29 protein-coding genes are annotated in these 24,906 nt (G+C 45.8%); 11 read left to right on the top strand and 18 right to left on the bottom strand.

All coding sequences use genetic code 11. The features are described from left to right. Positions 1-137 precede the first annotated feature (137 nt). The 10 genes from BJP34_RS35205 (at position 138) to BJP34_RS41855 (ending at position 9,897) form a co-directional block, all read left to right on the top strand. Entirely contained in the window at positions 138-671 is a 534-nt protein-coding gene (locus BJP34_RS35205; RefSeq protein ID WP_070396349.1) for a GNAT family N-acetyltransferase, read from the top strand. Further along, entirely contained in the window at positions 658-1,545 is an 888-nt protein-coding gene (locus BJP34_RS35200) for an aldo/keto reductase (RefSeq protein ID WP_070396348.1), read from the top strand. Before BJP34_RS35205 ends, BJP34_RS35200 begins: the two co-directional genes overlap by 14 nt. Positions 1,546-1,865: 320 nt before the next feature. Beyond that, entirely contained in the window at positions 1,866-2,957 is a 1,092-nt protein-coding gene (locus BJP34_RS35195; RefSeq protein WP_202972053.1) for an N-acetyl sugar amidotransferase, read from the top strand. Positions 2,958-2,971: 14 nt separating this feature from the next. Then, the gene (gene hisH, locus BJP34_RS35190; protein ID WP_070396347.1) at positions 2,972-3,586 is read left to right on the top strand and encodes an imidazole glycerol phosphate synthase subunit HisH; all 615 of its coding nucleotides are present in this window, start codon (positions 2,972-2,974) and stop codon (positions 3,584-3,586) included. Between the two features lie 4 nt (positions 3,587-3,590). Continuing rightward, complete coding sequence (gene hisF, locus BJP34_RS35185; protein ID WP_070396346.1) at positions 3,591-4,382, top strand: imidazole glycerol phosphate synthase subunit HisF; 792 nt, start codon at positions 3,591-3,593, stop codon at positions 4,380-4,382. 462 nt (positions 4,383-4,844) lie between these two features. Beyond that, positions 4,845-6,872 (top strand): aminotransferase class III-fold pyridoxal phosphate-dependent enzyme, encoded by a 2,028-nt coding sequence (locus BJP34_RS35175; RefSeq protein ID WP_070396344.1) that lies wholly within the window; start codon positions 4,845-4,847, stop codon positions 6,870-6,872. After that, positions 6,872-8,398 (top strand): UDP-2,4-diacetamido-2,4,6-trideoxy-beta-L-altropyranose hydrolase, encoded by a 1,527-nt coding sequence (pseG, locus tag BJP34_RS35170; RefSeq protein WP_070396343.1) that lies wholly within the window; start codon positions 6,872-6,874, stop codon positions 8,396-8,398. The genes BJP34_RS35175 and pseG overlap by 1 nt, the downstream gene beginning before the upstream one ends. Before the next feature lie 10 nt (positions 8,399-8,408). Beyond that, complete coding sequence (pseI, locus tag BJP34_RS35165; RefSeq protein ID WP_070396342.1) at positions 8,409-9,473, top strand: pseudaminic acid synthase; 1,065 nt, start codon at positions 8,409-8,411, stop codon at positions 9,471-9,473. Between the two features lie 21 nt (positions 9,474-9,494). Beyond that, entirely contained in the window at positions 9,495-9,683 is a 189-nt protein-coding gene (locus BJP34_RS38225) for a hypothetical protein (protein WP_083305510.1), read from the top strand. Positions 9,684-9,699: 16 nt separating this feature from the next. After that, complete coding sequence (locus BJP34_RS41855) at positions 9,700-9,897, top strand: hypothetical protein (RefSeq protein WP_149031354.1); 198 nt, start codon at positions 9,700-9,702, stop codon at positions 9,895-9,897. Between the two features lie 105 nt (positions 9,898-10,002). On the opposite strand, the gene BJP34_RS35155 is transcribed toward BJP34_RS41855, so the two are convergent. The 13 genes from BJP34_RS35155 to BJP34_RS35120 form a co-directional block, all read right to left on the bottom strand. After that, positions 10,003-11,253, bottom strand: coding sequence for a tetratricopeptide repeat protein (locus BJP34_RS35155; RefSeq protein WP_083305509.1), 1,251 nt, complete (start codon positions 11,251-11,253; stop codon positions 10,003-10,005). 16 nt (positions 11,254-11,269) lie between these two features. After that, complete coding sequence (locus BJP34_RS41850) at positions 11,270-11,473, bottom strand: hypothetical protein (protein WP_149031353.1); 204 nt, start codon at positions 11,471-11,473, stop codon at positions 11,270-11,272. 840 nt (positions 11,474-12,313) lie between these two features. Continuing rightward, positions 12,314-13,519, bottom strand: coding sequence for a glycosyltransferase (locus BJP34_RS35145; protein ID WP_070396339.1), 1,206 nt, complete (start codon positions 13,517-13,519; stop codon positions 12,314-12,316). 227 nt (positions 13,520-13,746) lie between these two features. After that, complete coding sequence (locus tag BJP34_RS35140) at positions 13,747-15,120, bottom strand: hypothetical protein (protein ID WP_070396338.1); 1,374 nt, start codon at positions 15,118-15,120, stop codon at positions 13,747-13,749. Between the two features lies 1 nt (position 15,121). Next, on the bottom strand, positions 15,122-15,445 hold the full coding sequence (locus tag BJP34_RS41840; protein ID WP_149031351.1) for a hypothetical protein: 324 nt from the start codon (positions 15,443-15,445) through the stop codon (positions 15,122-15,124). A 27-nt stretch (positions 15,446-15,472) separates the two neighbouring features. Further along, complete coding sequence (locus BJP34_RS49890) at positions 15,473-15,607, bottom strand: hypothetical protein (RefSeq protein WP_267876452.1); 135 nt, start codon at positions 15,605-15,607, stop codon at positions 15,473-15,475. 234 nt (positions 15,608-15,841) lie between these two features. Then, positions 15,842-17,215, bottom strand: a complete 1,374-nt coding sequence (locus BJP34_RS35135) for a hypothetical protein (protein WP_070396337.1) — start codon at positions 17,213-17,215, stop codon at positions 15,842-15,844. Position 17,216: 1 nt separating this feature from the next. Continuing rightward, positions 17,217-17,414, bottom strand: a complete 198-nt coding sequence (locus BJP34_RS41835) for a hypothetical protein (protein WP_149031350.1) — start codon at positions 17,412-17,414, stop codon at positions 17,217-17,219. 14 nt (positions 17,415-17,428) lie between these two features. Continuing rightward, positions 17,429-17,569 (bottom strand): hypothetical protein, encoded by a 141-nt coding sequence (locus BJP34_RS45290; protein WP_158517655.1) that lies wholly within the window; start codon positions 17,567-17,569, stop codon positions 17,429-17,431. A 10-nt stretch (positions 17,570-17,579) separates the two neighbouring features. Further along, complete coding sequence (locus BJP34_RS49885; RefSeq protein ID WP_267876451.1) at positions 17,580-17,708, bottom strand: hypothetical protein; 129 nt, start codon at positions 17,706-17,708, stop codon at positions 17,580-17,582. A gap of 37 nt (positions 17,709-17,745) precedes the next feature. Then, positions 17,746-19,179, bottom strand: coding sequence for a hypothetical protein (locus BJP34_RS35130; RefSeq protein WP_070396336.1), 1,434 nt, complete (start codon positions 19,177-19,179; stop codon positions 17,746-17,748). A gap of 48 nt (positions 19,180-19,227) precedes the next feature. Beyond that, entirely contained in the window at positions 19,228-19,425 is a 198-nt protein-coding gene (locus tag BJP34_RS35125; RefSeq protein ID WP_070396335.1) for a hypothetical protein, read from the bottom strand. 82 nt (positions 19,426-19,507) lie between these two features. Next, on the bottom strand, positions 19,508-20,881 hold the full coding sequence (locus BJP34_RS35120) for a hypothetical protein (protein WP_070396334.1): 1,374 nt from the start codon (positions 20,879-20,881) through the stop codon (positions 19,508-19,510). 868 nt (positions 20,882-21,749) lie between these two features. Between BJP34_RS35120 and BJP34_RS49880 the strand changes: the two genes are divergently transcribed. Continuing rightward, positions 21,750-21,872: a hypothetical protein gene (locus tag BJP34_RS49880; protein WP_267876450.1), complete on the top strand. Its 123-nt coding sequence runs from the start codon at positions 21,750-21,752 to the stop codon at positions 21,870-21,872. A gap of 10 nt (positions 21,873-21,882) precedes the next feature. Here the strand turns inward: BJP34_RS49880 and BJP34_RS35115 are convergent, their stop codons facing one another. The 5 genes from BJP34_RS35115 to BJP34_RS35095 all read right to left on the bottom strand — a co-directional run bounded on the left by BJP34_RS35115 (position 21,883) and on the right by BJP34_RS35095 (position 24,797). Continuing rightward, positions 21,883-22,173 carry a hypothetical protein gene (locus tag BJP34_RS35115; RefSeq protein WP_070396333.1) on the bottom strand — a complete coding sequence of 97 codons (291 nt, stop codon included), beginning with the start codon at positions 22,171-22,173 and terminating at the stop codon, positions 21,883-21,885. A gap of 679 nt (positions 22,174-22,852) precedes the next feature. Further along, on the bottom strand, positions 22,853-23,248 hold the full coding sequence (locus BJP34_RS35110; RefSeq protein WP_070396332.1) for a hypothetical protein: 396 nt from the start codon (positions 23,246-23,248) through the stop codon (positions 22,853-22,855). A gap of 209 nt (positions 23,249-23,457) precedes the next feature. Then, positions 23,458-23,703 (bottom strand): hypothetical protein, encoded by a 246-nt coding sequence (locus tag BJP34_RS35105; RefSeq protein ID WP_070396331.1) that lies wholly within the window; start codon positions 23,701-23,703, stop codon positions 23,458-23,460. Positions 23,704-23,960: 257 nt separating this feature from the next. Further along, positions 23,961-24,209, bottom strand: coding sequence for a hypothetical protein (locus BJP34_RS35100; RefSeq protein ID WP_070396330.1), 249 nt, complete (start codon positions 24,207-24,209; stop codon positions 23,961-23,963). A 255-nt stretch (positions 24,210-24,464) separates the two neighbouring features. Further along, the gene (locus BJP34_RS35095; RefSeq protein ID WP_070396329.1) at positions 24,465-24,797 is read right to left on the bottom strand and encodes a hypothetical protein; all 333 of its coding nucleotides are present in this window, start codon (positions 24,795-24,797) and stop codon (positions 24,465-24,467) included. Positions 24,798-24,906 lie beyond the last annotated feature (109 nt).

Below are 24,906 nucleotides of genomic sequence, written 5' to 3'. Positions count from 1 at the left end.
TATAGACTGGGAACGCCCAAGATCGCACTGCCTATTTTTGGCGGCGCTGCATCGCTCTTTGCTACTGTTCCCTATTCCCTGTTCCCTGTTCCCTTTTTCTATCAATATTATGTTTAGATTTCCAATACCAACCCTATATGAATGAGCTAAAAAGTGACCGCTTAATCTATCGAAAATTGAACTTGGATCATGTAACAGAAACCTATGTGAGTTGGCTAAATGATCCAGATATAAATCGCTATTTGGAAATTCGTTATTATAGTCATAATATTGAAAGTTGTCGTGAGTTTGTAAGGCAAATGAATGCTGATAAAAGTCAGTATATGCTGGGAATGTTTATGGCCGAATCCAACCGTCACATTGGAAATATCAAGCTAGGGTTTATTCATAATTATCACCTTAGAGGGCAGTTGAGTTTATTGATTGGTGATAAAACTCTTTGGGGAAAAGGTCTAGCTACTGAAGCAATTAGAACGGTAACAAAATGGGGATTTGAAACCTTGGGCTTGGCCAGGATAGAAGCTGGATGTTATCAAGAAAACTTAGCATCTTTAAAGGCTTTTCTAAAAGCTGGTTATCAAGTAGAAGGATTTTTTCGCAAACATTCACTAGTTGATGGCCGCCGTTTGGGAAGTTTTTGGTTGGGAATTTTACCCTATGAAGTCACCTAGCGAGAAGACTAAACTAGCTTTGGGAACTGTTCAGTTTGGCTTGCCCTATGGTGTCGCCAACCAGCAAGGACAGGTCAGCTTAGAAGAAGCTAACGCTATTCTCAATCAAGCCTGGTCTGCTGGAATTGACACCCTTGATACTGCGATCGCATACGGGAGCAGCGAACAGCGGTTAGGAGATATGGGGGTAAACCAATGGCGAATAGTCTCTAAGTTGCCCAGTTTGCCAGAAGGACAGACGAATGTGCCTGTTTGGGTTGAGCAATCCCTGGAGGACTCCCTGGAAAGACTCAAGATTAATCAGTTGTATGGACTGTTGCTCCATCGACCTAAGGACTTACTCAGTTCTCAAGGCCAAACACTTTATAAGTCCTTATGTACCCTAAAAGAACGAGGATGGATTAAAAAAATTGGCATCTCGATCTATGGTCCTGAAGAACTTGAGGCTCTAGTAGCTGAGTTTGAGTTTGATCTAGTCCAAGCTCCGTTTAATTTCCTAGATCGTCGTCTGATCCAGTCGGGATGGCTGGAGCGCTTACATCAGTCAGGAGTTGAAGTCCATGTCCGCTCAGTGTTTCTCCAGGGTCTCTTGTTAATGGCACCCGCAGCTCGGCCAGTACAGTTTGGCCGCTGGAATACCCTGTGGCATCAATGGCAGCAGTGGCTTGCAGATACTAACCTGACACCCTTGCAAGCTTGTTTAGGCTTTGGATTAAATCAGCCCGGCATTGATCGGGTTCTGGTTGGGGTTGACAGTCTGGTTCAATTCCAGGAAATCCTGGAAGCGGCCACAGGAGATATGCCTGAGTTTCCAGATACCCTGCACTGTGATGATCTTGACTTAATTAATCCTGCTCGCTGGCACCTATCATGAAAACACTTGCTATTGTTCAGGCCCGTATGGGCTTGTACTGCCTTCCCTGCAAAGGAATAGATATGCCCGATTCTTTTTAGGGTTCTAATAATCGAAGTGTTACACGATGACATGGAAAAGTTAGTTATCTGAAGAGGTTGTCAGATTCGACCTGTTCCCTGTATTGCTTCTGGAAACATTTATAAAAGTTAAATAAGGAGGTTCTTTATGCAACGATGCGTCCGCTGTGGTCTACCTGAGACCCATGAAACGATCTCGTTTGATACTGAAGGTGTCTGCAATATTTGTAATCAGCACAAGCACAAACATGAAAAAATTGATTGGGTTACAAAAAAAAAGTGCTGGATTTGCTGATTGAAGAACATCGTGGAAAGTATGACTATGATTGTATTGTTCCATTCAGTGGTGGTAAAGACAGTACCTGGACCCTTTACTATCTGGTCAAAGAATACAGATTGAAGCCCCTTGTGGTTCGATTCGATCATGGGTTTATGCGCCCCAACTTGGAAGAAAATGTCAAACGTGTTGCACGGAAATTGGGGGTTGACATCATGACCTTTACCCCTAACTGGAAGTTAGTTCAGAAGCTGATGCTCCAGTCTTTTTTGGAGAAAGGCGATTTCTGTTGGCACTGCCATACCGGTATTTTCTCCTATCCAATGTGGGTTGCCATCGAAAAGAAAGTGCCTTTGATCTTTTGGGGTGAGCCTTCAGCCGAATACACTGCCTACTACAGCTATGACCAGCTCGAAGAAGTGGATGAGAAGCGTTTTAATCGCTATGTCAATCTTGGCATCAGTGCTGATGATATGTTTGTTCGACTGGGAGGTACGGTTGACGAGCGTGAACTGAAGCCCTATTCTTACCCACCCCTTAAAGAATTGCGAGCTATCAATTATTGTTCCGTCTGCCTTGGGTCTTTTATCCCTTGGGATGCCAAAAAACAGTCTGAGATCATTCACACTGAACTAGGGTGGCAGGGCGACATCGTGGAAAATGTGCCGCCACAGTACGATTATGAAAAAATTGAATGCTACATGCAGGGCGTACGTGACTATATCAAATTCATTAAACGCGGTTATTCACGCCCTTCCCATCTAGTTGCACTAGATGTACGTAATGGTCATATGACCAAGGAACAGGGAGAGGAAATGATCAGAGCCTATGAGGGTAAACGACCGCCCAGTCTTGATCTGTTTCTTGAGTTCGTTGGTTTAACTGAGGAAGAATTCATGGAAATTGCAATGAGCCACCAAGTTTCACCCTATGTCCATGATCCCTCAAAGACTCAAGAAGGGAACCGCACACCTGATTTTGAGCAGTGGAGCCGTGATGGTGCTATGGAGCGTCAAGATGCTGAAGAACAGATGCGTGCATGTAATAGCTGTCATGTTCCTTGCCGCACTAATTAGTGGAGCCTTGATGTATGCCTGAGATCGGGTTAATTGATTACCAAGCAGGAAATATATGTTCGATTGCCAATGCATTTGAGTATCTTGGTGCCCATGTTATACATGTCCGGTCTGCTACTGATATTCTGCAAGCATCTCATCTGGTACTGCCTGGTGTTGGTGCATTTGGATTTTGTGCTGATCGGTTAAAAGCTAGTGGTCTACTGCCTGCCATTGAAGAATGGACCTTTGCTATGAACCGTCCAATCCTAGGTATTTGTGTGGGTATGCAACTTTTTGCAGATTCAAGTGATGAGTTGGGTCTGCACCAAGGGCTAGGTTGGGTTGGTGGCAAGGTCCGCAAGCTACACAGCAGTGTTTCGGCTATCCGTATTCCCCATGTCGGATGGAATACGGTTGTCTTTGCCACAGACTTTGGCGAATATCAATCTGGAGAACAGGCCGATTTTTACTTCGACCACTCCTACGCCTACCACGCACCGTCAAAGGGGCAGGTGCTAGGAACCTGTACTCATGGAGAAACATTTTGTGCAGCACTCCAAAGAGACAATCTTTTAGCAGTGCAATTTCATCCCGAGAAGAGTCAAACTGCTGGCATGAGATTCCTTCGCAGTTTCCTGTCAATGTGAAACGATGGTTAAGAAACGTTTAATCCCTAAGCTTCTCATTAAGCACCAGTACCTCAGAAACAAGGTAAAGCCACTGCTTGTGACAACTAGATCTTTTGATGATGTAATTAGTGTTGGAGACCCGATTTCCCAGGCCAAGATCTATGAAGCACAGCTCGCCGATGAGTTGGTCGTGCTGAATATCGATAATTCTGGGATCGGTGAAGACAGCATGATGCTTGGTTTGATTGAGCAATTGGCAAGTGAGACTTTTATGCCCTTGGCAGTAGGGGGAGGTGTTCGCACCGTTGAGGATTTTGCTAAATTGCTTGAGCGGGGTGCCGATAAAATTTCTATTAACACTGCAGCACTCAAAACACCAGAGCTGATCACAGAAGCAGCTAACCGCTACGGAGCCCAATGCGTAGTCGTCTCGATTGACTTTCGAATCAATGCCTCGGGGGACGCACAAGTTATACAAGGCAATAACAAATCTTCTGCAGGTAGATGTTTGTTCGATTGGGCAAAGGAAGCCGTTGATCGCGGTGCAGGTGAATTGCTCCTGACCGATGCAGACCTTGATGGCACAGGTGAGGGGCTTAACCTAGCAGTTGGGAGAGCGGTTGCATCGAGCATATCCGTACCGGTAATTCTATCTGGTGGTTGTGGACTTGCTGAACATTTTGTTCAAGGGTTTCGAGAGGGATTAGCTGAAGGTGTGGCTGCCGGGACTTTTTTCTGTTTTCGTGACCAAAACCCGATCCAAATACGGGCACATATCAGAAATGCGGGTGTGCCGATTCGTATCGAGACGTGAATCGGTATCAATCAGACACCTAATTACGCTCAGCCCGATTTATAAGAGGCATGGCCCTGGCGAAGTCGGCCTATCGCGATGCTTTTGAGAATCGCCCGCGCTCAACTGTGCTTACGCAAGCTGACTACAGGTTGCTATGGCAGCAATGTCGCCAGCAGAAAAGCTTTTTTGAAGGCAGGTTTCCAGATCGAGGGTGAGCGTAAAGCGCATTTCTTAGTTAATGGTAAACCAAAAGCAGTGGTGCTAATGGGCTGTTTACTTGTATAACGAGTGTCGTCTGCTTATACCAAAAATCAAAAGTCATGACATACATACAGATTGCAAAAAGCAATTTATATGGTTATTTTTTTATTTTAAGTATGACGCTACTTTTGAAAAATGGTATTAGATGCCTATTGATATTGTGCTATCTCAATAAGATCAGAATCGAATAAAACTGCCTCTACTAATGGTTTATGAATTATGAGCATAATTGCTATTGTTCAGGCTCGTATGGGCTCCACCCGCTTTCCTAAGAAGGTAATGCGCCCCATCCTGGGGGTGCCGATGATTGAACTGTTACTGCTGCGCCTTTCTCAGGCCAAGCTGGTAGATCAAATTGTGCTGGCAACCTCTGAAGATCCACGCAATCACCCCTTAGTAGCTCATGTTAAACAGTTAGGATATCCCGTCTATCAGGGCAGTGAAAATGATGTTCTCGACCGCTACTATCAGGCAGCTAGACCCTATCACCCACAGATCGTAGTTCGTATTACCGGGGATTGTCCGCTGATTGATCCTGAAATCGTGGACGCACTGCTGGCTGAATTTCAGCTAAGCTCGGTGGATTACCTCAGTAATTGCTTGTCGCGAACTTTCCCTGACGGGCTGGATACGGAAGTTTTTACCTTCACCACCTTGGAACGAGCCAGCCACCAGGCAACTCAACTCCATGAGCGGGAACATGTCACCCCTTATATTAGGGAGTCCGGCAAGTTTTCCCTCGGAAATTATAGCCACTCTGAAGACTATTCAACCAAGCGCTGGACGGTGGATGAGCCTGAAGACTTTGAAGTGGTAACTAATGTGTTTCAGCATTTTCATCCCAGAAAAGACTTTGGCTGGTTGGAAGTCCTAAATCTCTGCCATACTCGCCCTGAACTATTTGCAGCAAATCAACAAGTTACCGGGAATCAAGGAGCGCTTATGGGGACTGGTCAAAAACTTTGGAAGCGAGCCAAACGGGTCATTCCCGGTGGTAATATGCTGTTGTCGAAGCGGGCAGAAATGTTTCTCCCCGAGCAGTGGCCTGCCTATTTTAGCAAAGCCAAGGGATGCCGTGTCTGGGATTTGGATGGCCGAGAATACATAGATATGTCCATTATGGGCATTGGCACCAACATTCTAGGGTATGGCAATCCGGAAGTGGATCAGGCCGTGGGCCAGACCATCGAAGCTGCAAATATGTCTACCTTCAACTGTCCTGAGGAGGTTTATCTAGCAGAGCGCTTAGTAGAACTTCATCCCTGGGCAGACATGGTGCGCTTTGCCCGTTCGGGGGGAGAGGCAAATGCGATCGCAATTCGCATTGCCCGAGCTGCTTCAGGAGGAGACAAGGTTGCCATCTGTGGTTATCACGGCTGGCATGACTGGTATTTGTCAGCCAATCTGGGAGACGACAAAAATTTAGCTGGCCATCTCCTGCCAGGATTAGAACCCAAGGGGGTGCCCTCTAATCTGAGCAATACGGTTTATCCATTCAACTACAATCAGTTTGATGAGTTGGAGGCACTGGTGAACCTTCACGATATTGGCGTGATTAAGATGGAGGTGTCTCGCAATCAAGGGCCGAAACCTGGGTTTTTGGAGAAAATCCGGCAACTGGCAACGGACCGCAACATCGTTTTAATTTTTGATGAATGTACCTCAGGGTTTCGTCAAACCCTAGGTGGTCTACACAAGCTCTATGGTGTCGAGCCAGACATGGCCATGTTTGGCAAGGCGTTGGGTAATGGTTACGGGATTACCGCTGTCATTGGCCGTCGTGAGATTATGGAAGCAGCCCAGAGTACGTTCATTAGCAGTACCTTTTGGACAGAGCGAATTGGGCCAACAGCGGGCTTAAAGACCCTGGAGGTGATGGAGCGAACCCATGCCTACGACCAGATTACTGAAACTGGAAAGGTGATTGGGGAACAGTGGCGGAAACTAGCAGCCAAGTATGGTCTGGATATCCAGATTGCTGGTCTTCCGGCTCTAATTAGTTTTAGCTTTGTCAGTGACAATCATCTGGCCTACAAAACCCTGATTACTCAAGAAATGCTGGCTTTGGGGTATTTGGCCGCTACCAGTGTTTATGTGTGTACGGAGCACACCCCAGAGATTATTGAGGGATACTTTGCAGCGCTGGATCCGGTGTTTGGGTTGATTAAGGAGTGTGAGGAAGGTCGGGATATATTCTCTCTGCTCAAGGGACCGGTTTGTCATAGTGGGTTCAAGCGGTTGAATTGATGGAAATAAAGCAGAACTTGCTGATTCGGGCTGATGCCTCCCCTAAAATTGGCACTGGGCATGTTATGCGCTGCCTGGCTCTGGCTCAGGCATGGCTGCAGGAAGGGGGACAGGTAACCTTGTTGATGGGAACCGCAGCACCGACACTCGAAGCCCGGTTACAGGCGGAAGGCATCCAAGTGGGTCATGTGTCTGTTTTACTAGGTAGTGGGGAGGATGCTGAGCAAACGATCACTCAGGCCAAAGCATTGGGGGCAACTTGGGTGGTGGTGGATGGCTATCACTTCGGAGCTGACTATCAGCGAGTAATTAAAGAAGCCGGGTTACGGCTGTTGTTTATTGATGACTATGGCCATGCAGCCCACTACTGGGCTGACCTAGTTTTAAATCAGAATGTCTATGCCCATCAGGGACTGTATCCTAAACGGGAATCCTACACCCAGCTGCTACTGGGTACCCAATATACACTCCTCAGGAAGGAATTCTGGCCTTGGCAAGGCTGGCAGCGGCAGATCCCAACCGTGGCACGAAAGGTGCTGGTTACCTTGGGGGGAGCAGACCCGGATAATGTGACCCTGAAGGTGATTCAGGCATTAGAGCAGGTCAAGGTTGAAGGACTCGAAGCAGTGGTGGTGGTGGGGGGGAGTAATCCTCATTATCAGCAGTTACAGGCAGCAGTGCATGATTCCGAGGCAGCAATTACCCTCAAGTATAATGTCACAAATATGCCTGATTTAATGGCTTGGGCTGATATTGCGATCGCAGCTGGGGGAAGTACTTGTTGGGAGTTGGCCTTTATGGGACTACCAAGTTTGGTGGTAATTCTAGCTGAAAATCAACGGGCAGTAGCGGATAAACTGGATGCTTTTGGTGCTGCAATTAATTTGGGGTGGCATACAGAGGTTCTCTGTGAACCTCTGGCAGCACAAATCAATCGGTTACTCAATGCCTCGGAGTTTAGGAAAGAGATGATTGAGCATGGTCAACGGTTAGTCGATGGTGAAGGCAGTGCCAGAGTGCTGATGCACCTGCAGGATCGAAAGCTCAGGTTGAGAGCTGTGGGTGAAGATGATTGTGAATTGCTGTGGCAGTGGGCGAATGACCCGGAAGTTAGGTTACGCTCCTTCTCATCAAAGCCTATTCCGTGGGATGAACATGTTCAATGGTTCAACTTGAAACTTAAGTCTCCAGATTGCCAGTTTTATATGGCATTAAATACCCAAGATGTCCCTATTGGTTCAATTCGATTCGACATTGAGCATAATGAGGCAACAGTTTCAATCTGCATAAATAGTGAACATAGAGGTCAGGGGTATGGCAGTACACTCATAAATCTGGCTTCTACGGCTATATTTATAAATTCAAATACAACTAAAATTAACGCCTATATTAAGCCAGATAATTTAGCGTCTATCCGAGCCTTTCTGAAGGCAGGCTTCAAAGAGTTGGAAACAGTCACCCTCAAGGATAAGAATGGTGTAAATGCGACGTACTTAGTTAAACAACGTCAAAATTTTATTCACTAACTTAATTAAAATGCAAGAGATTACTATTTATGATAAAAGGGTAGGCTCAACTTCTCCTCCATTTATCGTTGCCGAAATGTCAGGCAACCACAATCAATCCCTTGAGCGTGCCCTAGAAATTGTCGAAGCAGCAGCTAAAACTGGCGCTCATGGTCTGAAAATCCAGACTTACACTGCTGACACTATGACCTTGGACATTGATGAAGGCGAGTTTTTCATCAATGACCCCAACAGCCTTTGGAAAGGAAACTCACTGTACAAGCTATACCAACAAGCCTACACACCTTGGGAATGGCACAAACCTATCTTCGACAAATGTAAAGAACTGGGCATCATCGGCTTCAGCACTCCCTTCGATGCGACAGCAGTTGATTTTCTGGAATCTTTGGATGTTCCCTGCTACAAAATCGCCTCCTTTGAAAACACAGATTTACCCTTAATTCGCAAAGTTGCTAGCACTGGTAAACCCATGATTATCTCTACTGGTATGGCAACAGTAGCAGAACTAGACGAAACAGTACGCACTGCCAGAGAGGCAGGATGCCAGGATTTAATTTTGCTCAAATGCACTAGTACTTATCCTGCTACCCCTGAGAATACCAACATCCTCACCATTCCCCATCTGCGAGAACTCTTTGACGTACAGGTTGGTCTATCTGACCACACCATGGGTATTGGTGTGGCAGTGGCTAGTGTTGCTCTTGGAGCTACCTTCATCGAAAAGCATTTTACTCTGAGCCGGGCTGATGGTGGAGTGGATTCTGCGTTTTCCATGGAACCCCAAGAAATGCAACAATTGGTAATTGAATCCGAGCGCGCCTGGCAGGCTTTGGGTAAGGTGAATTATGGTGCCACTGAGGCTGAGAAAAAGTCCTTGGTGTTTAGGAGAAGTCTTTATATTGCTGAGGATATGCAAGCCGGGGATATCTTAACCCCAAAGAATTTAAGGGCGATTAGACCGGGGTCTGGATTGCCTACTAAATATTATGATGTTCTCTTAGGAAAGCCAATCAAAACTGATGCGAAGAAGGGAACCCCAGTCAGTTGGGAAATGGTCATGTCTGGAGAAAAATAAGTAAGACAGGAGTGTGGGGAGATGGGGAGATGGGGAGATGGGGAGATGGGGAGATGGGGAGATGGGGAGATGGGGAAATGGGGAGATGGGGAGATGGGGAGATGGGGAGCTCACAAGGGTAGGTTTTTTACATTTGGGTCTTGCCCCACCCCCAACCCCCGACCGGTCGGGGGCGGATCACAAGGAGAGGAAAAGGAAAACAACGAATAAATGATGATTTTTAGCGATGCAGCGCGGTCTTGGGGGTTTCCCCCATGAGCGACTGCATCGCTTTCTTATCCCCCACACCCCACACCCCACACCCCACACCCCACACCTCACGTCTTTGTTAAAAACCTACCCCTGTGAGGAGATGGGGAGACCGGCTTTTGCACAAGTGGATCGATCTGAAATTTATAGCGTTTCTTCTACTTATGAGGTATAGCAGTCGCCAGGGCAGGCGCGGACATGACAAAAGTCTCAAACCTAAGTAAGCGCAAGAGTTTGACTTCTGACTTCTGACTTCTGACTTCTTTATTACCCCTACTCCCTAAAATCTACGATTTTGTACCTCACCCAATTGATAACCGCTATCGTTAGTTAACGAGCTCAGCAACTTTTTGGCAGCTAGCCATCCCTTTTTATTTATTAGCCTAGCTTTTTCGCAGTTAGCCATCCCTTCTGCTTGATTTCCCTTCTGAAGCTGGATTTGGCCCAGAGTCATATAAATCAAGGGATTTTCAGGCTGTGACTGAAGGGCTTGCTGACAAACAGTTATTGCCTCATCCAACCGCTCTTGCTGGTAGAGCAGGGTTGATAAGTGTCGGTAGAAGTAATAATTGTCCGGAGCTAACTCAATCGCTTTTCCATAGCTAGCGATCGCCCCATCAATGTCCTCTTGCTGACGCTGAGCATTACCCAGCATGAAATAGGCATGAGGGTTGTCGGGCTGGGATTTAATCACCTCCTGACAAGCAGTAATACTTTCTTCTAAAGGGACAGTGTAACCAGAGGTTTGCACCACTGCTTCCTCTGCTTCCTCCAGTGTCAATCCCGCTGCTTGTCTCAAATTCCGGTAAAGTTCTGCAGCGGTAGCCAGCAGCTCACTGTCGTTGCTGTGGTCATGATCTCGATTGGAATTTTGTGGCGGTAAAGAAACCATATCGTTCTGATTCACTAACCTAGTTTCATAGAATCTCTGTGCGGCTGGGATAGAGAGGGATATGGATGCTTTAACTTGGGAGCATAGGTGATTAATCCCTTGCTCCAATTGGCTGAGATACTCTTGTTGAGGAAGGTCGAAGCAGAGTAAGGGAAACGGTGATTGGCGGAAGCTGTCTAGGATGATGCGATTGTAGTGAATCCAGAGAGTTAAACTATCCCGTAGGGGAAATCCTGACCGGTGATACAGGGACATCGCCACTCTCATGGGATGGCGGAAGGTACCAATGAAGTGTAAGTTGGGGATGCCTTCACGCCAAAACGGAAGGGTCAGTAAAGTGCGCGGATCTTTAAACATCCAGACCGACACATAGTAGTAAAAGTCAGCAATGATGGCATCCCGTTGTTGTTGATGTTCCTCGGTCCAGCTGATGGTATCTGGCGGATTTTTCCAAGTGCCACTGGTTTCAGCCAAGACAGCATCGTTCAATGCTATAATTTTCAGGTTTTCCCGACAACCTTTGAGATTATCAGCATTACAGCGGTCCACTGTACCGCCATACAACCCAGCCGCTTGTAAAGAGCCTGCTAAACAGCTAGTACCGCTGCGATGCATTCCTAAAACACAGATAACTGACATAATTAGGTCGTTCCGATTAATTTAATCCTATCGATAGCAAAGGGAACAGAGAGTAGGGAGTAGGGAGTAGGGAGTAGGGAGTAGGGAGTAGGGGTAAAGCAAGTGAAACTAGTTCATGTCGGTGGGCAGTGCAGCAAACAGATTCCTTTGCTGGCCAATCCCGTTGGTCGGCACTGCCTAGGCTGTTCACTTTGTGCGATGGCCATAGCTTAAACTTCATGCACTTTTTGTCTGATAGTATGAGACAGTGTATCTCTTGCTAGATATCCATTCTGGGCGTTATCGCCGTACGCGTACCCGGTGTGAACGATCTCCCCCGAAAAAGGCCCATAATAAACAGCCTACCCCACACCCCACACCCGGTCACCCCACACCCCACACCCTAGGCACTGCCCACCCTACGATTAATCTCCTCACTGATAGCTGATAGCTGATAGCTTACCTTAATTTTAGTCATCTTTTTGCGGTAATCTCTAGGATTATATCTTAATATAATAACCGGTAATTGTTTATAAATTTAGTGTAAATTATATTCATTAACCACTAATTTTAGTGATGGTAAACCAAACCATTATGGCTCTAGGTTTTCAGAATTTAATTACAGTCAATATCAGAAAAAAAACTGAATATTTTTAATAAAATTTTCTTCAATTATCTCTCCTATGAAGGAAAATGAGCAATGATACAGCGGTTTGCAATTCGGTCAGGTACAAATTCTTGGGTTTTAGGGAGCAGGGAGCAGGGAGCAGGGAACAGGCAAGAGGCAAGAGGCAAGAGGCAAGAGGCAAGAGGGAAAAAATCTTGTGTACCTCATAGCTATGAGAAACGCTATATCAAAAAACATATAGCAGTCGCCAGGGCAGGCGCGGACATGACAAAAGTCTCAAACCTAAGTAAGCGCAAGAGTTTGACTTCTGACTTCTGACTTCTGACTTCTGCTATAGCTTCCTTCTGGTAGGTAATCTCCCTCCCTGGTTGACTGACAAATCCCCTGTTCCCAGATCCGCTGTTCCCTGTTCCCTGCTCCCTGCTCTCTGCGGGAAGTCTAATCACCAATGACTCAATCCTCCTGTATCCACTGGATATGCTGAGGCAATAACTTAGCCAAATCATAGCGCTGTAAAATCGTTTCCCTGGCATTCTCCCGTATCCGAGTCATCTTGTCCCGATTATCCAGAGCTTCCTCCACCCGATCCGCAATGTCCTCTGGAGAGAAAAAGTCTACTAATAATCCATTGACCCGGTTTTCGATCACCTCGATCACCGGAGCAGTATTAGAGCCAACCACCAAACACCCTGTAGCCATTGACTCTAGCATCGACCAGGACAAGACGAAGGGATAGGTCAGATAAATATGGACAGAGGAAGCTTGCAGGACTTTCAGATATTCTGAGTAGGGCAGTAAGCCAGTAAAGTGGACTCTCTCTAAATCCAGAGGCACCTTGTCCAACATCAATTCCTTGTAGGTTTTGCCATCTGGTAGAGGTTTGCTATAGACAACCCGATTCTCCCCCACCACCACCACATGACACCTTGGTCGTCGCTGCTGGAGAATCCCCACCGCTTCCATAAATTGGGGAAACCCCCGGTAAGGTTCCATCCCTCGTCCGACATAGGTGATTAGTTCGTCAACCTCGGACAGGTCTAAGTCGATCCGAGGCAGAACTAATTTCGCTCCAGGCTTGGGTTTAAAGAACTCCGTGTCAATGCCATCATGACGCACAGTGATTTTGCTGTGGAACTCCTGTGGAAACTGACAATGCTGATAGTAGGTGGGAGACAATCCGCGATCGCAACTGACTAAGCTGATTAACATTGAGGCATTTTTGGTCCGAATCCGGGTTTCATCGTCAGAGGTCAGGGGGTCAGAGGGATCAAAGTCAAAATTTGAGCCATGGGCATGGTAAAACCACTCGCAGTAGCACAGCAGTTTTGCCTGGGGGAAAACGTCTTTGATATATAGGGTCGAGCCCCAACCCCCATGACCATAAACCACATCAGGAACAAATCCTTCAGATTTCAGCCTGGTACATAGGTGATAGACTGCTTGACCCTCATGGATATCTCTTTGCAGCTGGTGAAGGTAGTAGTGAGTTGTAGGACTAACTGTCTTCACAGGGCTGTAGATGGCTTTGGAAACCTTAGGCAATTTCCCTGCTCTGCGCTGAGTGCCAAAGATAACCTGATTAGTATCATCTTGGGCTAATGCCTTAGCGAGGTGAGAAAATTGGGCGAAGGACTTGGGATGGAGGAATAGAATACGCATCTTAAGTAGTAGTTAAGTTGATGTATTTCATGTAGGGTGGGCAGTGCACCAGACCGATTCGGAAGCTGATCATCGGGTTGCTAGGCACTGCCCACCAAAGATTAATCTGCCCACCCGAAGATTAATCTCTGCCCCATCTCCCCATTTCCCGCTTCTGACGACTCCCGACTCCCGAGTCCCGACTCCCGACCCTCCCCTAGATTATCGGTATTCAACCAGACTTGATATCAGTCCAATGCCTCGCCCAAAAAGTCGCCAGAGAGTAGACTATGGGGATTATAATAGTTATATTTTATGCCATTACATAAACGATAATATCCATAGGGCAAGGAGTTTTCTTGGGGCAGCGGTGCTATAGTATCGTTCTGTAGTAATTGGTAAACCTCTGCTTCAGACCTAGGCTCATAAACACACCCCAGCCCAGAGTAAATATTATCCCCCAGAAGTACAGAGGGTTTACCCCAGTAAGCCGCTTCAGCACCAATGGTTGAATTATAGGTAACCACCATATCCGCCCAGTCGATTAAGGCATAGGAGTCAACCTTGGAATCCGAGGGAATAACCTGGACATTTTTTCCGTTCAAAGAATTCCACCAGTTGCGGTCTTCTAATGACTTTTTCTGAACGTGAGGATGGACTCTAATGGTCAGATAACAATCGATCTGATTAGATGCCCAAGTGATCAGAGACTTTACTGCTTCCCTTTGATTCTTAAAAATTGGATGCTTGATCAAGTCGCCAATGGCAGCATATTCATCATCACTAGCAGAATAGTAGACAATCTGACGATGATTGCCTGTTTGCTCAGGTACGAGACCTTTTTGCTGGTCAGACGTATACTTAGTCGATCCAATTCCCTCTCCCTGCCTTCTATTCTTATAAAAGGTATGTGCTAACTCTTCTCTATCCATACCAGCCTGTTGCCAATAGGTTTGGAGCTGTTCGCGCCTATAGGCAAAATCATGAGGGGGCTTCTTAAAGAGTTCGTATTGCTTATAGTTTGCTCCCGCTTCATAGTATTGAACCTCAACACCAAGCTGTTTAGCTGCCTCAAAGATCCCTTTAACCGAAGCAAATCGTCCATTAAACGCACTGATTTTCTGGGGTTTATACTTGAGAATCAGTGCCCGAGCCTTTTCATAAACACTTGCTGAACATAGCAACAATCGTTGTATAACTGGATAATACTTATCAGGATCGGGATGCAAGGATGTCGTGTGCCAGATCAGGGAAGAGACCGTAGATAAACCCAGAGCAGCGTCGTTGTAATTGTAGTCTCTGAGCTCCCTCAAGCTATGGGGAGCATTTTGGACATAGTCTTGGATAGTTAACCGAGTTTTTTCTGACAAAAATTCGTCCGGTAAAGTGGTTACGCCATAGTTGTTTAAAATGCTTTCCACTTTCGAGACTTTATGTTTCCAACTCCGTTTTCCAAACTTTTGAAAACGTCTATTAGGAAGGAATCGAATGTCATCGGGATTCTCCATATGGAGAAACGAAAATCCGGTCTTTTTCCCGGCAACTGCTGCAGTTATAGCAATTTCTCCAGCAGTTCCTAGACGAGGAGTAAAGGCAAATGACTCAATTACTAATAAATCCATACTATACCGTTTGTATTTGAGATGTGAATATAGTTTTGGGAAAGGCAAGAGGCATGCATGCTAGAGGCAAGAGGCAAGAAAGCAGGGAGTTGATGTAGGGTGGGCAGTGCACCAGAGAGATTCCTTTGCTGGCCATAACCTTGGTAGGCACTGCCCACCTTACGATTAATCGGTTAAGTAGGGAGTAGGGAGTAGGGAGTAGGGAGTAGGGAGTAGGGAGTAGGGAGTTGATGTAGGGTGGGCAGTTGATGTAGGCTGGGCAGTTGATGTAGGCTGGGCAGTTCACCAGAGAGATTTCAAAGCTGGCCATAACGTTACTAGGCACTGCCCACCTTACGATTAATCGGTTAAGTTAATGTAGTAGGGAGTAGGGAGTAGGGAGTAGGGAGTAGGGAGTTGCTAGTGGTGCTTCAGGGACGGGCTCGCCATTATTTTCCGTCTCTTCGCTGGTGAGGACAGCCCGTCCCGTAACGCACCACCAGCTCAAATAGCTTTAATCAGATGCACCCGAGTTCATGTAGGGTGGGCAGTGCACCAGACCGATTCCGAAGCTGGCCATAGCGTTGCTAGGCACTGCCCACCCGAAGATTAATCTCTGCTGCCCCATCTCCCCATCTCCCCATCTCCCCATCTCCCCATCTCCCCATCTCCCCATCTCCCCAACTCCCCATCTCCCCACCCTCCCCACCCCTAGATTACGGGTATTCAACCAGACTTGATATTAGTCCAGTGGCTCGCCCAAAAAGTCCCCAGTAAATGCAGTCTTCGGATTATAATAGTTATATGTCATGCCCTTACGTAAACTATAATATCCATAGGGCAAGCAGGTTTCTTGGGGCAGCGGTGCTAGAGTATCGTTCTCTAGTAATGGGTAAACCTCTGCTTCAGACCTAGGCTGATAAACACACCCCAGCTCAGAGTACATACTGTCCCCCAGAAGTACAGAGGGTTTACCCCAGTAAGCCGCTTCCACACCAGTTGTTGAACCATAGGTAACCACCACATCGGCCCAGTCCATTAAGGCATAGGAGTCAACCTTGGAATCCGGGGGAATAACCTGGACATTTTTTCCCGTTAAAGAATTCCACCAGTTGCGGTCTTCTAATGACTTTTTCTGAAGGTGAGGATGGATTCTAATGGTCAGATAACAGTCCATCTGATTAGATGCCCAAGTGATCAGAGACTTTACCGCTTCCCTTTGATTCTTAAAAATTGGATGCTTGACCAAGTCGCCAACGGCAGCATATTCATCATCACTAGAAGAGTAGTAGACAATCTGACGATGATTAGCGGTTTGCTCAGGTACGAGACCTTGTTGCTGCTCAGACGTAAACCTAGTCGAGCCAATTCCCTCTCCCTGCCTTTTATTCTTATAAAAGGTATGTCCTAACTCTTCTCTATCCATACCAGCCTGTTGCCAATAGGTTTTTATCTGTTCGCGAATATAAGCCAAATCATGAGGGGGCTGATCAAACAGTTCGTATCGGTCTTTGGTGGCTCCCCGTTCAGAGTATTGAACCTCAACACCAAGCTGTTTAGCGGCTTCAAAGATCCCTTTCTTGGAAGCAGTTCGTCCATTCCAAGCAATTATTTTCTGCGGTTTATTCTTTAGAAGAAGTGCCCTGGCCTTTTCATAAACCATTGCTGAACATAGCAAGAATCGTTGTATAAGTGGATAATGGTGATCAGGATCGGGATGGGAGGATAGGGTTTGGGATATCAGGGAAGAGACTGTAGCTAAACCCAGATCAGCATCGTTGTATTTGTAGGCTTTGAGCTCCCTCAAGCTATGGGGAGCATTTTGGACATAGTCTTGGATAGTTAACCGAGTTTTTTCTGACAAAAATTCGTCCGGTAAAGTGGTTACGCCATAGTTTCTTAACAGGCTTTCCACTTTCGAGACTTTATGTTTCCAACTCCGTTTTCCAAACCGTTGAGACTGTCTATTGCACATCCATCGAGGGTCTTCCGGATTATCGACATAGAGAAACGAAAATCCGGTCTTTTTCCCGGCAACTGCTGCATTAATAGCAATTTCTCCAGCAGTTCCTAGAGCAGGACTAAAGGAAGATGACTCAATTAGTAATAGATCCATACTATAGCGTTTGTATTTGAGATGTGAACATAGGATTGATGGGAACAGGGAGTAGGGAGTAGGGAGTAGGGAGTAGGGAGTAGGGAGTAGGGAGTAGGGAGTAGGGAGTAGGGAGTAGGGAGTAGGGAGTAGGGAGTAGGGAGTAGGGTGGGCAGTTCACCAGAGAGATTTCAAAGCTGGCCATAACGTTACTAGGCACTGCCCACCTTACGATTAATCGGTTAAGTTAATGTAGTAGGGAGTAGGGAGTAGGGAGTAGGGAGTTGCTAGTGGTGCTTCAGGGACGGGCTCGCCATCATTTTCCGTCTCTTCGCTGGTGAGGACAGCCCGTCCCGTAACGCACCACCAGCTCAAATAGCTTTAATCAGATGCACCCGAGTTCATGTAGGGTGGGCAGTGCACCAGACCGATTCCGAAGCTGGCCATAGCATTGGTAGGCACTGCCCACCCGAAGATTAATCTCTACCCCTGTGAGACTTCCCCATCTCCCCATCTCCCCATCTCCCCACCCTCCCCACACTCTATAGTCCTTATCCTGCCGTAGGAGCTTCTATGGTATTGATTAGATTACTTCTATAGAACCTAGTTGCTGGGCTCAGTGGCTCGCCCAAAAAGTCCCCAGAGAATAAACTATGGGGATTATAATAGTTATAGGTCATGCCCTTACGTAAACTATAATATCCAAAGGGCAAGCAGGTTTCTTGGGGCAGCGGTGCGAGCTGATCGTTCTCTAGTAATTGGTAAACCTCTGCTTCAGACTTTGGCTGATAAACACACCCCAGCCCAGAGTATGGACTGTCCCCTAGAAGTACAGAGGGTTTACCCCAGTAAGCCGCTTCAGCACCAATTGTTGAACCATAGGTAACCACCACATCGGCCCAGTCTATTAAGGCATAGGAGTCAACCTTGGAATCCGGGGGAATAACCTGGACATTTTTTCCCGTCAAAGACGTCCACCAGTTGCGGCTTTCTAATGACTTTTTCTGAAGGTGAGGATGGACTCTAATCGTCAAATAACAGTCCATCCGATTAGAGACCCAAGTGATCAGAGACTGTACCGCTTCCCTTTGATTCTTAAAAATTGGATGCTTCACAAAATCCCCAAGTGCAGCATATTCATCATCACTAGAAGAGTAGTAAACAATCTGACGATGATTGCCCGTTTGCCCAGGTACGAGACCTTGTTGCTGCTCAGAGGTAAAACTAGTCCATGCAATTCCCTCTCCCTGCCTTTTACGCTTATAAAAGGAATGTCCTAACTCTTCTCTATCCATACCAGCCTGTTGCCAATAGATTTGTAGCTGTTCCCGTACATAGGCATAATCAAAAGGGGACTTCTGAGAGAGTTCGTATCGGTCATAGGTTGCTCCACGTGCATAGTATTGAACCTCAACACCAAGGTGTTTAGCTGCCTCAAAGATCCCTTTAACGCAAGCATATCGTCCATTAAAAGCAATTATTTTCTGAGGATTATACTTGAGAATAAGTGCCCGAGCCTTTTCATAAACCATTGCTGCAGAACGCAAATATCGTTGTATAAGTGAATAATGGTCATCAGGATCGGGATCCCAGGATAGTGTTCGCGATATCAGGGAAGAGACTGTAGATAAACCCAGAGCAGCGTCGTTGTACTTGTAGGCTCTGAGCTCGCTCAAGCTATGAGGAGCCTTTTGGGCATAGTCTTGGATAGTTAACTGAGTTTTTTCTGGCAAAAATTCGTCGGGTAAAATGGTTACTCCATAGTTGTTTAAAATACTTTGAATTTTGTATACTTTATGTTTCCAACTTACTCCTGTAAGCTTCTGAGAACCGCTTTTGGGAATAAATCGAACGTCATCCGGATTATCGACATAGATAAAACAAAATCCTGTCTTCTTCCCAGCAACTGCTGCATTAATAGCAATTTCTCCAGCAGTTCCTAGATAAGGAGCAAAGGCAAATGACTGAATTATTAATACATCCATAGTATAAAACCTCCTGTTTTGATATTCTGAGCAACATATATAGCATTTCTATTTAAGTTGTGAAAATTCATGTAGGGTGGGCAGTGCACCAGACCGATTCCTTTCCTTGCCAATCCCGTTGGTAGGCACTGCCCACCCTAGGATTAATCGTAGATTAACCTCCCGACTAGCAAGAGGCAAGAGTTCATGTAGGGTGGGCAGTGCACCAGACCGATTCCTTTCCTTGCCAATCCCGTTGGTAGGCACTGCCCACCCTAGGATTAATCTCCCCTAATCTACGATTAATCTCCCCACTACATTCATCAAACTAAAAGCTCTAGTCAGTCCATCAGCTATCCTTAAAATTCTCTTTAGAAATCAGGTCTAAAGTATGGGGATTATAATAGTTATATCTTATGCCTCGACATAAACGATAATATCCATAGGGCAAGCAGGTTTCTTGGGGCAGCGGTGCGATCTTATCATTCTCTAGTAATTGGTAAACCTCTGCTTCAGACTTAGGCTCATAAACACACCCCAGCCCAGAGTATTCACTGTCCGACAAAAGTACAGAGGGTTTACCCCAGTAAGTCGCTTCCACACCAACTGTTGAACCATAGGTAACCACCACATCGGACCAGTCTATTAAGCCATAGGAGTCAACCTTGGAATCCGGGGGAATAACCTGGACATTTTTTCCCGTCAAAGACGTCCACCAGTTGCGGTCTTCTAATGACTTTTGCTGAACATGAGGATGGACTCTAATGGTCAGATAACAGTCCATCTGATTAGAGACCCAACTGATCAGAGACTGTACGGCTTCCTTTTGATTCTTAAAAATTGGATGCTTGACCAAGTCACCAACTGCAGCCCATTCATCATCACTAGCAGAGTAGTAGACAATCTGACGATGATTAGCGGTTTGACCAGGTACCAGACCTTTTTGCTGCTTAGAAGTAAACCTAGTCGATCCAATTCCCTCTCCCTGCCTTGCATTCTTATAAAAGGTATGTCCTAACTCTTCTCTATCCATACCAGCCTGTTGCCAATAGGTTTGGATCTTTTCACGTATATAGGCAATATCCTGAGGCGGCTTATCAAACAGTTCGTATCGATCATAGGTTACTCCCCGTTCACAGTATTGAACCTCAACACCAAGCTGTTTAGCTGCCTCAAATATCCCTTTAACGGAAGCACTTCGTCCATTAAACCCAATTATTTTCTGGGGTTTATACTTTAGAATCAGTGCCCGAGCCTTTTCATAAACCATTGCTGAACATCGTAACAATCGTTGTATAACTGGATAATGATCATCCGGATCGGGATGGGAGGATAGGCTTTGGGATATCAGGGAAGAGACAGTAGCTAAACCCAGATCAGCGTCGTTGTATTTGTAGGCTTTAAGCTCCCTCAAGCTATGGGGAGCATTTTGGACATAGTCTTGGATAGTTAACCGAGTTTTTTCTGACAAAAATTCGTCCGGTAAAGTGGTTATGCCATAGCTTCTTAAAATACTTTCAAATCTCGATACTATATCTTTCCAACTTCTTTTTCCCAAGTTTTTAGCATGTCTCTGGGTAATCCATCGAGGGTCCTCCGGATTATCGACATGGAGAAACGAAAATCCTGTCTTTTTCCCAGCAACTGCTGCATTAATAGCAACTTCTCCAGTAGTTCCTAGATAAGGAGGACAGGAATATGACTGAATTACTAATACATCCATACTAGAAAACCTCTTGCTTTGATATAAGTTTAAAAAGGGAATAGGGAATAGGGAATAGGGAATAGGGAAAATTAAGAAAGAGATACGACGATTTTTTGGTATTATGAGAAATAAGTATTTTGTTTCATGATTTATTTGTAAATGCAATAGCATTTTCAGAGTTCATGTAGCCAATTCCGTTGCTAGGCACTGCCCACCCTAGGATGAATCGGTCGAGTTGATGTCGGTGGGCAGTTCACCAGACAAATTCCTGTGCTTGCCATCGGGTTAGTAGCCACTGCCCACCCTAGGATGAATCGGTCGAGTTGATGTCGGTGGGCAGTGCAACAGACAAATTGCTTTGCTTGCGATCGCGTTAGTAGGCACTGCCCACCCTAGGATGAATCGGTCGAGTTGATGTCGGTGGGCAGTTCACCAGACAAATTGCTTTGCTTGCGATCGCGTTAGTAGGCACTGCCCACCCTAGGATGAATCGGTCGAGTTGATGTCGGTGGGCAGTTCACCAGACAAATTCCTGTGCTTGCCATCGGGTTAGTAGCCACTGCCCACCCTAGGATGAATCGGTCGAGTTGATGTCGGTGGGCAGTGCAACAGACAAATTGCTTTGGTTGCCATCGCGTTAGTAGCCACTGCCCACCCTAGGATGAATCGGTCGAGTTGATGTCGGTGGGCAGTGCAACAGACAAATTGCTTTGCTTGCGATCGCGTTAGTAGGCACTGCCCACCCTAGGATGAATCGGTCGAGTTGATGTCGGTGGGCAGTTCACCAGACAAATTCCTGTGCTGGCCATCGCGTTAGTAGGCACTGCCCACCCTAGGATGAATCGGTCGAGTTGATGTCGGTGGGCAGTGCAACAGACAAATTGCTTTGCTTGCCATCGGGTTAGTAGCCACTGCCCACCCTACGATTAATCTCCCCATCTCCCACACCTCCCTATCGACTCCCGACTCCCGACTCCCGACTCCCGACTCCCGACTCCCGACTTCCTAAAACCCTATAGTTAACAATCAGACATTGATCTATGGTCTCGTTGGAATTCACCCCTTCCCAAACTGAAACTAAAGCTTAACGTACCAGATAGGGGTACGTAGACTTCATCGGGTTGAATAGTACCATCACCGTTTAAGTCGATTGCCAGTGGCGTACCTAAGCTAAATGGAATATTACCAATAGTGACTGTAAATGCATTTAGTTGAAAGCGACCGCCCATGATGCGACCCATAATTTGGGGGTTCTTTAGTTCAGTCAAACCGTTTTCCCGAGAAACATTCAGGTCAGAAATAGTGATCATAGTGAGTAAATCTCAACCGTAAATCGGCTGTGAATTGGTTTCCTTGACTAATCAAGTAGAAACAGTTATTACTCCTGATCACCGTTCCACCTAGTGCAGGCTGGCAGAAATCCCTCACCAGCTGCCATCAGTGGAAATCCTTGATAGTAAAACTATAGCAGTTTTCAATTGGCTAAGGTACTTTTATTATTGTCGGGAGTCGGGAGCGGTGCGACCCGTGGCGAATTTAATTACGGGTCAAGCGCACCGAGGGAGTCGGGAATCGGGATATGAGAAGCGCTATAATTCATAATCAATTATGAATTATTAATAAACATACTATCTAAAAATCTGGTTAAAATTATTCTAAAAGCCAGGGGTTAAATTTTACTTTCATCCAGAATTATTACGGAGCATAATCCTACAGCAGAGCGGAAATAAATACACCATTAAAAACGTTTGATGTTTGAGGTTTTAATTCCGCGCAGCTGTAGTAATACTAAGTTCGATATAGCGTTTGTATTGGAGATGTAAACCTAGGAGGTCTTTTTTTACTGTCCAATAAAACTGAGGATCTCTTTCCCCTATTGCCTATTGCCTATTGCCTCTTGCCTTTTTTACAACCCAGATACAAATGCTATAGTGCTACACAAGTAGTGATTTTAGCTCCCGTTACCTTGACCAGAGCCTAGCCAAACCACTACATCCCTTCGGGACAATCATCGGTATGAGTGGGTTGAGACTTCTTCAGTTTGCTAAAATCAATGTCGAAACCGAAAGTTCCACTCAAGGGTGTGAAGATTTCAGTGGCTACAATCGTACCATCATCATCTAGGTCGAATCCCAGTTGGTTACCGAGACCAAATCCGATGCCACGTACACGTAAGGTAAAGCCGCCGATGATGTGACCCATCATTTCGGCATCCTTTAGTTCAGTCAAACAGTTTTCCCGAGAAACCTTGAGGTCAGAAATAGTGATCATAGTTGGTAAATCTCCTGTGAATTGGTTTCTTTGACTAATCAGGGAGAAAAATTTATTCCCTCGATTACATTTACCCCGAGTCCGGGGCGGCAGAAATCCCTTACCGGCTGCCATCAGTCGAAATTCTTGGTATTAAAGAAATTCATCCTACCCTACAAGGGACGCTATCCGACGAACATCCTTCTGACTTCTGACTTCCAGGTAGCGAAGGTTATTCTGCACAAGACTCTACAGATAGCTGGTGAAAATTAGTCTAAAACTCCCACAGTCCAGTGGTTGAATCTTAATGTTCACCAGAGGTCTTACGGAGCTTAGTAGTATGATCACAAGCCGAGCAGGTCACCAAAATCAATACTAATCCGGTTGCTGAATGAAAAGGGGTTGAAGAATTCATTGGCTTCAATCGTACCATCATTGTCTAAGTCGAATGCCAGTGAGTTACCCAAGTTACCCCTGAAACCAAAATTGAAGGTAAAAAAGCCACCCATGATGTGACCCATCATCTCCGCGTCCTTGATTTCATTCAAACAGCTTTCCTGAGAAACATTGAGGTCAGAAATAGTTATCATAGTTACTAAATAACCTTTTGCTTTGTTTGACTAATCAGGGAGAAAAATTTATTACCCCTGATTATATTTACCCCGAGTCCAGGGCGGCAGAAATCCCTGACCAGCTGCCATCAGTCGAAATCCTTAGTATTAAAGAAATTCATCCTTGATACTTCGACTTCCAGGTAGCGAAGGCTATTCTGCACAAGACTCTACAGACCTCTGGTCAAATAAAGTCTGATTAATTTCCACCAGAGGTCTTACGGAGCCGATTAGTCTTAGTGTTTCTTGAACAGGTCACTAAATTCAAGATCGAACCCGAAAGTTCCACTCAAGGGTGAGAAGATTTCAGTGGCTACAATCGTACCATCATCATCTAGGTCGAATGCCAGTTGGTTACCGAGCACAAATCCGATGCCACGGACACGTAAGGTAAAGCCGCCGATGATGTGACCCATCATTTCGGCATCCTTTAGTTCAGTCAAACAGCTTTCCCTAGAAACATTGAGGTCAGAAATAGTGATCATAGTTAGTAAATCTTCTGTGAATTGATTTGGTAAAGTAATCAGGGAGAATAATTATTCCCCCTGATTAGATTTAACCCGAGTCGAGGGCGGCAGAAATCCCTCACCGGCTGCCATCAGTCGAAATTCTTGGTATTCAAGACATTCATCCTTGATACTTCTGACTTCCAGATAGGCAAGGCTATTCTGCCCAAGACTCTACAGACCTCTGGTCAAATAAAGTCTGATTAATATCCACCAGACATCTTACGGAGCTGATTAGTGTGATGAGCGATTTAACAGGTTACTGAAATTAAAACTGCCCCCAAATGTTCCACCGAAGGGTGAGAAGATTTCAGTGGCTACAATGGTACCATCATCGTCTAAGTCAAATGCCAGTTGGTTACCGATGCTAAATCCGATGCCACTGAAACTTAATGTGAAAAAGCCGCCGATGATGTGACCCATCATTTCAGCATCTTTGAGTTCAGTTAAACAGTTTTCCCTAGAAACATTGAGGTCAGAAATAGTGATCATAGTTAGTAAATCTCCTGTAAATTGGTTTCCTTGACTAATCAGGGATAAAAATTTATTGCCCTTGATTACTGACATTTACGCTGAGTTCAGGGTGGCAGAAATTTCTTACCAACTGCCATCACTTGAAATCCTTAGTTCTAAAGAAATTCATCCTTTAGACTTCTGACTTCTAGGTAACGAAGGC

Source organism: Moorena producens PAL-8-15-08-1, assembly GCF_001767235.1.
GTDB classification, from domain to species: Bacteria; Cyanobacteriota; Cyanobacteriia; order Cyanobacteriales; family Coleofasciculaceae; genus Moorena; species Moorena producens_A.
The sequence above is the reverse complement of the archived record's forward strand: the minus strand, read 5'-3'. Positions and strand labels throughout refer to the sequence as shown.